Below are 13,329 nucleotides of genomic sequence, written 5' to 3'. Positions count from 1 at the left end.
CATTTTAAATAGCCACCGTTCTCCGGACTTAGTCTTATACTTTTGATAGGATGCCATAATAATCTCCTTCTAAATTTCTAATAACTTAATTAAGAAATTTACATTTTGCTCTTCTGTTTGCAACGAATTAAGTAAAACAAGATACATGCCATCGAATTTAATCACTTTAGTATCTTTTTCCCAATAATTGATATGCAAATATTCCTCGTGCTGCTCTAAAATTTTTTGAACACTTTCTATAATAAACAAACTAAGAACGTTTGTTCTCATTTAGTTAGAAAAAAATAGCCCATGCGAGCTTTAAAACTAAAAAAGAGCATTTTATTGTTTTTTTATGTTATCACTATAATCTATCACCTCCAATATCCTAATAGGTCGGGAACTAGAACATAGTTATAAAATGTCCTAGTCCTTATTTCGAATGCTTCTTGACAATAAAAGTGTCGTAAAATACTTTCAAATCATTCAGATCATCTTCAGGTTACTACTGAGAGTAATCCATTTGGAGAAATTTCCTCCGAAGAATACAAGGACATTACAGGAAAAGATTTTTAATTGAAAATCCCAAGCGCTTGGGATTTTGAAAGATACGCATTTGCGTGTCCTTTTTATTATGGAGAAAAAGGAAGTGTTGCAATGAATTTAGTTAAAGAGTATTCACAGTTATTAGTTGCCCATCCTGCTGTAGGTGCAGTTGGTACAGTGGCAATGATGATGGTTAATTTTATGTTTGGAACAGGAATTACACTCACAGCAGGCTTAGTATTTTTAACAGTGCTTGCGCTTGATTGGGTTTCTGGTCGAGCTGCATCTAAAAAAGATGGGACAATGGCAAGCGAATACGGTATTAATGGTGCGTATCGATCAGCGTTTATGGTAGGGATTATTGTATTAGCCTATCGTGTAGATATTGCGTTGGGCTTACCCTATATTGTATTTGCCTATTTTTTATTTAATTTTGGACTGCCTACATGGAAATCCATGACGGCAAATGTATATCGAGCAGGTTGGGAACGTTGGATTCCTGGGTTTGTATTGGATCGTGTAGCAGATGAAATTGAGCACAAAACTGCACGTGCTAATAAGCGCTTAGTAGAAAAGAATAAATATTTGGAAGGTGAAACGAAATGAGCACAAGCGTAACTCAAACATGCCGAGATTTAAGCGAATTAACTGCAGCTGCTCAAACAGCTTGTCGGCTACTCTTTCAGGAATGCTTCAAAGCTGGCATTGTAGATGTTTTTATCACAGAGACATATCGCTCGCAAGCGAGACAAAATTATTTGTATGCCCAAGGTCGATCACGCCCAGCACAAGTAGTAACATGGACACTCAATAGTAATCACAGTAGCCGTTTAGCTTGGGATATAGCTGTAGCACCACCTAAAAAATTATATGATATTTCCACATTGTCAAAAGTGGGGGCCATCGCTAAAAAATTAGGCATCGAATGGGGCGGCTATTGGCCTGCTAATCGGTATGACGCGCCCCATTTTGAGATCAAGCCAAGTTGGAAAGTGCCAGCAGAATATAAATTGGAAGGGCAAGTTATTGTGCCAATAAGCAGTGCTGTAAGGGTGCAACTTACTATAGATGATAAAACAGAAAAGGATGATGATACAATGCAATTTACAAACCCAACAACAAAGGCTGCTATACATAATTACGTTAAACAGGCTGTAGACAAAAAGCTGATCGACAAATCTTGGTTAGATAAATTTGACGCTGGCTCTTTAATAAGTGGCGATTATGAAGGCTTGAAGATTATTATTGCTCAACGTAGTGCTTAATCGCAGAAGCCTGTTATCTTAATTGGTAATGGGCTTTTAAGTTGAAAACATAGAATGACATAGAAAGTCAATGAAAAAAATAGAACAAATTGTTAATTTTATATTACAAAATGAGTAGTCGCTATAATATAAATGGTATCTAAATATATGATGTGAAAGTGTTAAAAATAGCATTTTAGTATTGAAATGTACAATGACCGCCAAAAAGTGGCGGAAGGAGTGGCGTGAAACGGCGGTTTATGTAAATTTAATGTAAATTCCACGCCAAAAACTGGCGTGATTCAATAATTGAAATGGAAAAGTTTCCAATGATAGGATGTTAATAACTCGAGGGAAAGTGAAAATGTTATAACATTTTTTCAAAATGTAGTAAATGGAGGACATCAAAAAATGACGAAAGTAAAATTTTTAAAAGGTTTTGTAGCATTAGTTTGTTTTGTTTTAGCATTCAGTATAATTTCTCCAAGTTTGGCTTTTGCAAGTGAATCACAGGATGCAGACTTAATAAGTCCTATAAATCAAGAAACAGTAATTGTTAACGAAAGTGATAATGATACAAAAGCTGAAAATCTAGAAATAATTCAAGATGAAACTACGCAAATAGATGATATAAATCCACCTAGTATTAATAATGAAATCGAAGCTCAACCATATGCATTACCTGTAGTTCCATTATTAGCAGGCATTGTTATTAAAAAAGGTGTTGAATATATTGTAAAGACATCTGCAGGTCGTATAGTTAAAATTAGCGCTCATGCTGCTGATCAAGCCGTAGCTCGTAAAATTACAGGGGAAATGATAGATCAGGCTTTGTCTAATGGTACAAAATATGTAGATATTTTGAGTGGAGAACGTATCAGTTGGTTAGATGGAGCACCTATGAACCAAAGAACTGCAGTCCTACTTAATAAAAATACTGATGTTATTGATACAGTATATGATCAAAAAGATAAGAAATTGAAATGGTTTAAAAGCAATTGGCAGTACAAAGGAGATATTAAATAAAAATAGCATTATAGGAGATCCAGTATAAAAAACTTACTGGTAATTCATATATATCTTACAACAATCCATGGTATAGTACTGTGGATTGTTGTAGTTTAGTTAGTATAACCATTGCTAATAGTGAAAAGGGGATTTATTTATGGCTTTATTACAAGATTATTTTGATCAACCTATTTGTGAGGTTGAAATAAATTTAGTAGTAGTTAATGAATCTAGTGTTAAATTTAATATTAAATTACGATCAGGTAACTGCTTTCCTGAAATAAGTTCTGAAATAGTTTGTATGAGAAAAGATTTTTTAAAATTATTAGACGATTTAAGACAAATCGATACCAAACATCTAAGTATGTTAGAGACTCATGATCCTGGTTTGTGTATTTATCATATCCCGTTATTTGGTTCTTATTATTATCCTGGACATGGTTTTCTTCAAATACCTGAACATGAAAGAGATGAATGGGAGCCATATTATAGATTAATTTTTGTGCTTGATGCAGGTGAGAAGAATAATCATAGTGCATCAGAAACTGGTCCTGCGCTATGTTTAAAAGTAAAAATGGAGCAAATTAATGAATTTGTAGAGAGCTTATTATCAGAGGTAAATAGATTTTGAGTTTATTATGAAAATCAATGTAGTAGGATATTTAACAAATAGAACATAATAAAGCCCTTAAAACGCAAGTGGAAGAATTACTTCTAAGTCATCAAAAAAGGCCCAGACACTCAATTAATTTGAGTCTCTGGGCTTTGTTGTGTTTATAAAAACTACGATTATTTCACTATAGCATCATTAATCAAGACACTAAAATCCTCAACTGTATCTCTATCTTTACGGATAACATAATTAGCAATGATACCTTCAGCAGTGATTTGTTGACCAACACTCAAGTCAACTTCCTCCTTTAAATCGATAACAGCAAAATTAATAATCTCTTCAGGATATTTACCTAAAAATCGCTGATCCTTTTCTACTTTATGTACTAATTCATCGTATGAAATGTTATCAAAACTTGAAATATCTTTATCATCCATATAAATAGTAAATTTATCTGTACGAACCGCAGTAGTTGAACCTTCTCTTCTTCTCTTTTGACCAATGTTAGAACTTTCAAAAGCAAATTCAGTAATTACGCCAGTTACTGTTGCAGTTCTGCCTAGCAAATCAAAATCATTAGTGAACTGTTGACCATTTTTATGGCCAAGAATAATCATATCTACTAGTTTCTCATCTTCTACAGTTAGTAATTTGTTGGTAAAATCCGCAATTGTTTTACCTTCTAATTCTAAATTTTCATCGATAAACTGTTTGCTTTGTTCTTCCAACGATAATTTTTTAGGTTTAGCAGGTTTTTCTTTTTCAATTTCTTGTTTGATTTCCTGCTTGTCAGTTGACTCAACTGCATTCTTTTTATCTGCTGCTGGACCAGTAGGAATCATGATAAATCCAATAACAAAAAGCGCAATCGAAACTCCTAAGATAATGCCACCTTTGTTTTTCTTTTTTATAACAATTCCTGCTATTAATAAAATCAAACCTATAAAAATACCAGTAGTGCTCAAAAGTATGAGTAGAATACCTATGTTAATCTCTCCCTTGTATAAGATGTTTGTGAAATAACTATACCGAAATTTCCATATTTCGTTAATACTAAATATTTTATTAATATTATGACCCTTCGAGATAGTATAAGGTTGAGTATATTTGATTCGATATTTCTTAAAAATAGAGAGAAATATGAATACATGAGTAAGAATGATAAATATTGATACCACAATGATTTGATACGCATATAAGAACGTAAAAAACCAGGTCTACGCGGCGCTCGTTGTGCACCTCAGTTCTCAAAACGTTAATTTTACGTTTTATACCAAACCCTACAGTCCTTGCGACTGTAGGGTTTTCTTGTTTATAAGTTTGTATAAAAAAGCATGAAATTCAATGCGTAGCCGACCAATAAAAGGTTTTTATAAAGCCCCGCAGTTCTTATAGTTATGGAGTTTTACTATATAAGTGACAGTATAAAATTCAGTACATAATACACAAGTCGTATACAAAAAATGGGGCGCATAGAGCAGCATATTAAATCAACAGCTTTTTATAGCCACTCAATATTTTTGGCTGCGGCAGCTTTCCTTGAGCTTCAAGTTACTTCATGCATTGAGATTCAATCATTCCGCCTGAGCAATGCAAAATAGCAAGACTTTTTAGCGATGTTGTTGATGAATGCAATGATTAAACACGATATAAAATTATGGAGGTCTCTGTTGCACTTAGCGGATATGATTCCATATGGATTTCAAATGATTAAAAATATTTTCGTATAAGTTTATTCTTTTTTAAGAAATTATTTAGAGGGAGTTTAACATTCCGTTTTAGTATAGTTTTTGAAGGTACAACAAACCCTGTATTTTGTCGAGGCTTGATGTAACTCAAAAATATAATGTAAAAAACGGAGGTAAGGAGATATGAAAAAATTATTGATAATATCGGTTGCGGCAATGGCACTACTTGCAGCATGTCAAGATAAGGAGCCTGTCAAAGGCAACAATGCGAATAGTGAGGAAGTAAAGACAGAAAGTACTGCAACAGAAAATACAACAAAGGGTCAAGCACAGAAACAATTAACAAAAGGGCAAGAAATGGCCAATATCCTAAGTAGTACAAATTGGCAAGGTACAAAAGTGTATGATAAGGATCATAATGATTTAACTGCGGAGAACACAAACTTCATTGGTTTAGCAAAATACGAGGCTGAGACAGGTCATTATGAATTCTTTGACGCTGCTACTGGAGAAAGTCGTGATGATCAAGGAACATTCTTTATCACAAATGATGGGCAACAAAGAATTTTAATATCTGAATCCAAAGACTATCAAGCAATTGTAGCCATTACAGAACTGAACGATGATCTCTTTACGTATAAAAGGATGGGCAAAGATGGCGCTGGTAACGATATAGAGGTATTTGTGGAGCATATCCCGTATAAAGAAAATGAACTGACCTTTACAGATCCAGACAAGATACTGAATGCTTCTACAGGTAAAATTGTTACAGACATTGACGGAGACAAAATTTTAACTGATACACTATGGCATGGAACTGTTGTATTAGATGAAGCGGGTAATGATGTAACAGAGTTCAATTCAAATTTCATCAGTATTGCAAAATATGAGGCAGATACAAATAAATATGAATTTTTCAATCCTGAAACAGGTGAGAGTCGTGGGGATTATGGATATTTTGATGTCATGCATAGCAATAAAATTAGAGCTCATGTTTCTGTTGGTGATAATAAATATGGTGTCGCTCTTGAAATTACAGAACTGAATGATAAGAAGTTTACGTATAAAAGGGCAGGCAAAGACAAAGATGGTAATGTTCTCACAGTGTTTGTTGAGCATGAGCCTTACGAGGGTGAGTTTAAACCTGAATTCACATTACAATAAAATTGTTCCTTCTTACTTCATTATAGAAGAAATTAAAAACTTTCAAGTTCAATACTTGGGAGTTTTTTTCACTTTCTAGCATAGATCATCCACCAATTTCGTACACTAAATGTAAAAGGGTGGTGGATATGGGTGAAGCGCTGGCTTGCACTAGGAGTAATTATGCTGATGAGTATAGTGGTCGTGGCATATGAAACAAATGCTTCGGACCGTAACTTCTTCTTACCAGACCCACTTGGTGGCATAAAGATTGTCATTGATGCAGGGCATGGGGGGGAGGATGGAGGAGCTTCAAAGGGCGAAGTAATTGAAAAAGATATTACACTGGCAATTGCTCAGCATGTGGAAAAGCAATTAAAGAAAAAAGGCGCAACGGTAATCATGACACGAACAAAAAATGGGGATGTGATTGATGAGCATGCGCCATCAGAAAAATATGGAACATTAAGGGAACGAAAAAAACAGGATATCTTTTTACGAAAGGATATTGTTGAAAAAGAAAAGCCAGATATATTTATTACAATTCATGCAAATGCTATTCCTGAGACAAAATGGAGAGGTGCACAGGTATTTTACCATAAAGAAGGACATGCTGATGGTGAGCTTCTTGCCAAAAGTATTCAACAATCTATTCGGACTAATTTAAAAAATACAGATCGAGAAGCATTGTCGATTAAACAAATTTATTTATTGAAAAAAGCAGAAGTACCTGCTGCATTAGTGGAAACAGGCTTTATCAGCAACGATGAGGAACGTGCGTTATTAATCGATAAGAGCTATCAGAAAAAGATGGCAGACGCTATTGTTGAAGGGATTGAAGAATATTTATTGGCTAAAGTTGAGTAGAGCACCATCTACAACGTAAATCAAGTCATTATGATATACTAATAATTGAGACAATATAAGGGGAGTGTTCGTCGTGATTACTGAACAACAAGTACGAGAAATACTAGGACAACTACAAGATCCATTTTTACATAAATCATTTGCAGAAACTGACGGTATTATAAACGTAGCAATTAAGGAAGAAAAAAATCATGTCAGTGTAAAAATTGCGATTGCTAAGCTGAATACACCAGAACAATTACAGTTACAAATGAAGGTTGTGGAGGTACTAAAAGAAGCGGGTGCAAATACGGTAGGCATTCGTTTTGAAGAACTATCAGCAGAAAAGCTTCAAAGCTTCCGTGGTACGGCTACAGAGTCAGAAGCACAGGATATTTTATCCCCATTGAGCACTGTTCAAGTGATCTCAGTTGCTTCTGGTAAAGGCGGTGTAGGGAAATCTACTGTGTCGGTTAATTTAGCAGTTGCTTTAGCACGTTTAGGAAAAAAAGTAGGCTTAATCGATGCAGATATTTATGGCTTTAGCGTCCCAGATATGATGGGGGTTACGGATATGCCAAAAGTATCTAACAATCGAATTTTTCCAGTTAACCGCTTTGATGTAAAAATGATTTCAATGGGCTTCTTTGTTGAAAATAATGCACCGATCGTATGGCGTGGTCCAATGCTAGGGAAAGTATTAGATCAATTCTTCCGTGATGTAGAATGGGGAGAGCTTGATTATTTACTATTAGATTTACCACCAGGTACAGGTGACGTTGCATTAGATATCCATCAAATGTTACCATCATCAAAAGAAATCGTTGTGACAACACCGCATCCAACAGCAGCATTTGTTGCAGCGCGTGCGGGGGCAATGGCTTTACAAACAGATCATGAAATTCTCGGTGTAATTGAAAATATGGCTTGGTTTGAATCGAAATCAGGTGAGCGCGAATTGGTCTTTGGCCAAGGTGGAGGGCCTAAACTAGCAGAGGAGCTACGTACAGAGCTGCTTGGACAAATCCCGCTTGGTCAACCAGATTGGACAGATGAGGATTTTGCACCTTCTGTTTATGCAGAAGACCATCCGACAGGACAAATTTATTTAGACATCGCGACAAACATCATTCAAAAATTAAATAAATAATAAAAAACGGGTTTCCACCACTGTTGAGGGAAATCCGTTTTTTATATGCATGGTTATTCTGTATCTTTTTGCCCTGTACCTGCTTCGTTATTACCTCCGTCGCTTGATTCTTTCTTATCGCCACTTTCTGATGAAGCGGTATCGCCACCACTCTTTTTAATCAACTCTTGCCATTTAGACTGCATTAAAGGGCTTTCGATCGTTTCCTTTACCACCTCTTCCATTTGCTTGCGCATATTGGATGATTTAAGGATAGTTTCTAATTGCTTTTGCATATCAGGTTGTCCAAAAAAAGCCTCCATATCTTTTTGGAAAGTAGGATCTTTTATTAAAGCCTTCATAATATCCTGCTGTTGTTTTTGCATACTTTTTGCAACAGTTTCTTTAAACTTTGGATCTTCAAATGTCTTCTTCCAAAAGTCTTCTGCTTCTTTGGAAAGTAATGTTTCCTCAGTAGCTTTTTTCACTTCATCATGCTCTAAAATCAAAAGCTCACGGAAGCTTGGCTCTTCTAAAAGCTGTCGCAATGCCTTTTTACCATCCTCTGTTTGTAAAGAGTCGATCATGATTTTTTTGATTTCATCATAGGACATGGTAGAAGTTTTATCTTGTGCACAGGCAGAAAGAAAAAGCATTAGCATTAGTAATAAGGTGAATTTTCGCATCGACAATCAGTCCTTTCTATAGATAGACTCTTTCAATTATTGTTCACATTTCTGATGACTTTATGTATTGGTTAAGATGAGAAATAGCTTTTTTAACAAGGCATTGATAAAATAAGGACAGATACATTGAGAAATTGGGGGACTTTTAGTTGTGACGATACGAAATTGGGCAAAGTTTTTCTTCTTTGCAATGCTCGTTGGTGGTGTAGTCAATGGCGTTTTTAGTTTATTTATTCGTTGGGAATTTTTCCAACCATACATAACAAATGGCCAATGGGGTGAATTTTTCGCTGGGCTTTTATGGATGGTGTTCCTAGGGTTTACTATGAGTGTTATTGCACAGGCTGGCTTTTTTGCATATTTAACACTTCATCAAGTAGGTGTGAATATTTTCAGAACACTTACATTGTGGAATTGGGTACAGTTATTACTGATTGCAATTACTATTTTTGATATTATTTTCTTCCGCTTTATACCTGGTGTGAAAGAAGGGCAAAGCTGGTTATTCTATATTGGATTATTAATTGTTCTCATCTTTGGAGCCATAGCGACAGCTGTTCAAAAGGTAAAGTTAACGGGCAAAAAACATGTATTCATTTCTGCGTTATTCTTTATGATTGTCATTACAACATTAGAATGGACAATTGCGTTAATGGGGCGTGATGAAAATATTAATGAGTATGTGGCATTATTATTATTCCCGTTATTAGCTGTTAATGCATATCAATTGTTAGTCTTACCTAAATATAATGCAAAATCAGATGAAGATCGTCAAAAATTAGAAGCACGCCGCAAAGCACGTCGCGAGCAAGTTAAAAATGCATAAGTAAAAATTGCCTCTTGATGATGGAGGGCACTGAAAAAATTACAAATCCATAGAAATTGCATAATTAGTTATTTCTATAGATGTAAAAGTCGATTGCTATTCAAAATTTTGAGCTACATCGACTTTTCCAGTGCCTTCTTATGGATAGAGGCAATTTTTTATGGAGATTTTTTAGTTTGCACCTTATAGCCAAATATATTTTCTTCAATTGACATAAATTTATGTTGCTGTAACAATGCATTAAGTTCTTTAAAAGAAATATGATGATCTCGATGTAATGGAATAAAGACAAAATCGCCCTTTTGTATTTTAGGTGTTTGCCCGCCTTGCCAAATCAAAGAAGGCGACAACAAGTTCATTTGCTGTTGAAACAAAGATTTTTGTAAATCCTGCGAGTATTGATGATTTTGAGTGGCAAACCATAGTGGCGTTTCTTTTAAATACTTTTCATACGTATCAATATCTTTTTGAACAACAGTAATATCAATTGGTTTATCTAATGAATCTGCTGGACCTAGTAAGCCTGTAGGTAGTTTTCGTTCTTGGATGACTTTGATATGTTCTGGTGAGCGTTTAATCCAAGCAGCATCTAAAAGTAGTAGCGGATAGGGCTCTTTCAAGGTTTGCAGCCAATCCAATAGAGATTCATCGGAGAATGAAATCTCCATGATCAGAGATGTACCGTAATGTCCTTTCGTGACTACTGTTGGTGCATTGGCAATATTAAATACAGAAATCATTGTTGAATTTATAGGCTTGAAAAAAACAAAGAGTGTTACGATTAAAAGCAGTGAAATCAATGTTTTGCGAATCATAATAACTACCTCGCTTCTAAGATTTTAAATAAAAAATAGATCTCTTTAAAAAAACTTATGATTTAGTGTTGACTTTCATGAATAATCGATGTTATTATGTATAAGTCGCCAAGAGGTGACACACTAAATTAAAATGAACCTTGAAAACTGAACAAGCAAAACGTAATCAATCAAGTTTTAAGTAGCTAGCTTTGGCTAGTGAACAAAACAAAAATTTTGGACATCAAAATTGATGCCAGCAAAACAATTTGAGCAAATCAAATTTCTTTTATGGAGAGTTTGATCCTGGCTCAGGACGAACGCTGGCGGCGTGCCTAATACATGCAAGTCGAGCGAACAGAGAAGGAGCTTGCTCCTTCGACGTTAGCGGCGGACGGGTGAGTAACACGTGGGCAACCTACCCTATAGTTTGGGATAACTCCGGGAAACCGGGGCTAATACCGAATAATCTCTTATGCTTCATGGTAAAAGACTAAAAGACGGTTTCGGCTGTCGCTATAGGATGGGCCCGCGGCGCATTAGCTAGTTGGTGAGGTAATGGCTCACCAAGGCGACGATGCGTAGCCGACCTGAGAGGGTGATCGGCCACACTGGGACTGAGACACGGCCCAGACTCCTACGGGAGGCAGCAGTAGGGAATCTTCCACAATGGGCGAAAGCCTGATGGAGCAACGCCGCGTGAGTGAAGAAGGTTTTCGGATCGTAAAACTCTGTTGTAAGGGAAGAACAAGTACAGTAGTAACTGGCTGTACCTTGACGGTACCTTATTAGAAAGCCACGGCTAACTACGTGCCAGCAGCCGCGGTAATACGTAGGTGGCAAGCGTTGTCCGGAATTATTGGGCGTAAAGCGCGCGCAGGCGGTCCTTTAAGTCTGATGTGAAAGCCCACGGCTCAACCGTGGAGGGTCATTGGAAACTGGGGGACTTGAGTGCAGAAGAGGAAAGTGGAATTCCAAGTGTAGCGGTGAAATGCGTAGAGATTTGGAGGAACACCAGTGGCGAAGGCGACTTTCTGGTCTGTAACTGACGCTGAGGCGCGAAAGCGTGGGGAGCAAACAGGATTAGATACCCTGGTAGTCCACGCCGTAAACGATGAGTGCTAAGTGTTAGGGGGTTTCCGCCCCTTAGTGCTGCAGCTAACGCATTAAGCACTCCGCCTGGGGAGTACGGTCGCAAGACTGAAACTCAAAGGAATTGACGGGGGCCCGCACAAGCGGTGGAGCATGTGGTTTAATTCGAAGCAACGCGAAGAACCTTACCAGGTCTTGACATCCCGTTGACCACTGTAGAGATATAGTTTCCCCTTCGGGGGCAACGGTGACAGGTGGTGCATGGTTGTCGTCAGCTCGTGTCGTGAGATGTTGGGTTAAGTCCCGCAACGAGCGCAACCCTTGATCTTAGTTGCCATCATTTAGTTGGGCACTCTAAGGTGACTGCCGGTGACAAACCGGAGGAAGGTGGGGATGACGTCAAATCATCATGCCCCTTATGACCTGGGCTACACACGTGCTACAATGGACGATACAAACGGTTGCCAACTCGCGAGAGGGAGCTAATCCGATAAAGTCGTTCTCAGTTCGGATTGTAGGCTGCAACTCGCCTACATGAAGCCGGAATCGCTAGTAATCGCGGATCAGCATGCCGCGGTGAATACGTTCCCGGGCCTTGTACACACCGCCCGTCACACCACGAGAGTTTGTAACACCCGAAGTCGGTGAGGTAACCTTTTGGAGCCAGCCGCCGAAGGTGGGATAGATGATTGGGGTGAAGTCGTAACAAGGTAGCCGTATCGGAAGGTGCGGCTGGATCACCTCCTTTCTAAGGATATTTACGGAAGGTTTCATCGAGGATGAAACAATGATTACGTTTTGCGTTCAGTTTTGAAGGTTCATTCTTTCTGAATGAAACACTTCATATATGTGCTCCTGTCGCTACACTTTCGTCGCAAAGCTGCGAAGAAGTAGAAGCAGGCAGTAGCTTTGTTCTTTGAAAACTGGATAAAACGACATTGAAATTGTAACAAGCTGTTTTTGTGCGAAAGCGCAGCGACAGCAACAAACACATTTTTTAAGTTTTTTTATAGGCTTAATAATTTAAGGGTTTTGAGATACGAGTTAGGCAAGGAAGCGATTGAGTGAGTGAAGGAGCGTACCTCTGTACGTGACTGAACAAGTGAATGAAGCTGACGCTGTATAACGACGTATATCGAAAGCCGTAGGTTAAGTTATTAAGGGCGCACGGCGAATGCCTTGGCACTAGGAGCCGATGAAGGACGGCACTAACACCGATATGCTTCGGGGAGCTGTAAGTGAGCTTTGATCCGGAGATTTCCGAATGGGGGAACCCACTACGTTTAATCGCGTAGGATCTTGACGTGAATTCATAGCGTCTTGAAGGCAGACCCAGGGAACTGAAACATCTAAGTACCTGGAGGAAGAGAAAGAAAAATCGATTCCCTGAGTAGCGGCGAGCGAAACGGGAAGAGCCCAAACCAAGAGGCTTGCCTCTTGGGGTTGTAGGACACTCTATACGGAGTTACAAAAGAGCGAGTTAGATGAAGCGACTTGGAAAGGTCCGCCAGAGCAGGTAACAGCCCTGTAGTCGAAAGTTCGTTCTCTCCAGAGTGGATCCTGAGTACGGCGGAACACGTGAAATTCCGTCGGAATCCGGGAGGACCATCTCCCAAGGCTAAATACTACCTAGTGACCGATAGTGAACCAGTACCGTGAGGGAAAGGTGAAAAGCACCCCGGAAGGGGAGTGAAAGAGATCCTGAAACCGTGTGCCTACAAGTAGTTAGAGCCCG

Annotated in this window: 10 protein-coding genes, 2 rRNA genes and 1 pseudogene (1 of these 13 cut by a window edge); 10 read left to right on the top strand and 3 right to left on the bottom strand. The window is 37.9% G+C overall.

From position 1 onward, the window contains the following. The first annotated feature begins 636 nt into the window (after positions 1-636). From MHB44_RS22210 to MHB44_RS22195, 4 genes are all read left to right on the top strand, one after another. Positions 637-1,131: a phage holin family protein gene (locus tag MHB44_RS22210; RefSeq protein WP_341300924.1), complete on the top strand. Its 495-nt coding sequence runs from the start codon at positions 637-639 to the stop codon at positions 1,129-1,131. After that, positions 1,128-1,790, top strand: a complete 663-nt coding sequence (locus MHB44_RS22205) for a M15 family metallopeptidase (protein WP_341300923.1) — start codon at positions 1,128-1,130, stop codon at positions 1,788-1,790. The genes MHB44_RS22210 and MHB44_RS22205 overlap by 4 nt, the downstream gene beginning before the upstream one ends. Positions 1,791-2,180: 390 nt before the next feature. After that, on the top strand, positions 2,181-2,795 hold the full coding sequence (locus MHB44_RS22200) for a hypothetical protein (protein ID WP_053997257.1): 615 nt from the start codon (positions 2,181-2,183) through the stop codon (positions 2,793-2,795). Positions 2,796-2,934: 139 nt separating this feature from the next. Next, positions 2,935-3,408, top strand: a complete 474-nt coding sequence (locus tag MHB44_RS22195; protein ID WP_053997258.1) for a hypothetical protein — start codon at positions 2,935-2,937, stop codon at positions 3,406-3,408. Between the two features lie 158 nt (positions 3,409-3,566). On the opposite strand, the gene MHB44_RS22190 is transcribed toward MHB44_RS22195, so the two are convergent. Beyond that, entirely contained in the window at positions 3,567-4,328 is a 762-nt protein-coding gene (locus tag MHB44_RS22190) for a hypothetical protein (protein ID WP_341300922.1), read from the bottom strand. A gap of 1,086 nt (positions 4,329-5,414) precedes the next feature. On the opposite strand from MHB44_RS22190, the pseudogene MHB44_RS22185 reads away from it, so the two are divergent. From MHB44_RS22185 to MHB44_RS22175, 3 genes and pseudogenes are all read left to right on the top strand, one after another. Continuing rightward, positions 5,415-6,242, top strand: a pseudogene (locus MHB44_RS22185) (DUF4822 domain-containing protein); the annotation flags it as partial. Between the two features lie 132 nt (positions 6,243-6,374). Further along, positions 6,375-7,088 (top strand): N-acetylmuramoyl-L-alanine amidase, encoded by a 714-nt coding sequence (locus MHB44_RS22180; protein WP_341300921.1) that lies wholly within the window; start codon positions 6,375-6,377, stop codon positions 7,086-7,088. Positions 7,089-7,161: 73 nt separating this feature from the next. After that, positions 7,162-8,217 (top strand): P-loop NTPase, encoded by a 1,056-nt coding sequence (locus MHB44_RS22175; RefSeq protein ID WP_341300920.1) that lies wholly within the window; start codon positions 7,162-7,164, stop codon positions 8,215-8,217. Between the two features lie 53 nt (positions 8,218-8,270). Here the strand turns inward: MHB44_RS22175 and gerD are convergent, their stop codons facing one another. Further along, complete coding sequence (gene gerD / locus MHB44_RS22170; RefSeq protein ID WP_341300919.1) at positions 8,271-8,882, bottom strand: spore germination lipoprotein GerD; 612 nt, start codon at positions 8,880-8,882, stop codon at positions 8,271-8,273. Between the two features lie 151 nt (positions 8,883-9,033). Here gerD and MHB44_RS22165 point away from each other — a divergent pair, with 151 nt between their 5' ends. Then, positions 9,034-9,708: a KinB-signaling pathway activation protein gene (locus MHB44_RS22165; RefSeq protein ID WP_341300918.1), complete on the top strand. Its 675-nt coding sequence runs from the start codon at positions 9,034-9,036 to the stop codon at positions 9,706-9,708. Between the two features lie 158 nt (positions 9,709-9,866). Here MHB44_RS22165 and MHB44_RS22160 read toward each other — a convergent pair whose 3' ends face one another. After that, entirely contained in the window at positions 9,867-10,523 is a 657-nt protein-coding gene (locus tag MHB44_RS22160) for a hypothetical protein (RefSeq protein WP_341300917.1), read from the bottom strand. A gap of 267 nt (positions 10,524-10,790) precedes the next feature. Here MHB44_RS22160 and MHB44_RS22155 point away from each other — a divergent pair. Beyond that, positions 10,791-12,342: ribosomal RNA gene (locus MHB44_RS22155) — 16S ribosomal RNA — on the top strand. Between the two features lie 399 nt (positions 12,343-12,741). After that, positions 12,742-13,329: ribosomal RNA gene (locus MHB44_RS22150) — 23S ribosomal RNA — on the top strand; it runs 2,341 nt beyond the window's last position. The 16S and 23S rRNA genes sit together here, the layout of an rRNA operon.

Source organism: Lysinibacillus sp. FSL H8-0500, assembly GCF_038051955.1.
Lineage (GTDB): Bacteria > Bacillota > Bacilli > Bacillales_A > Planococcaceae > Lysinibacillus > Lysinibacillus macroides.
This window is presented reverse-complemented; position numbering and strand designations above follow the sequence as displayed.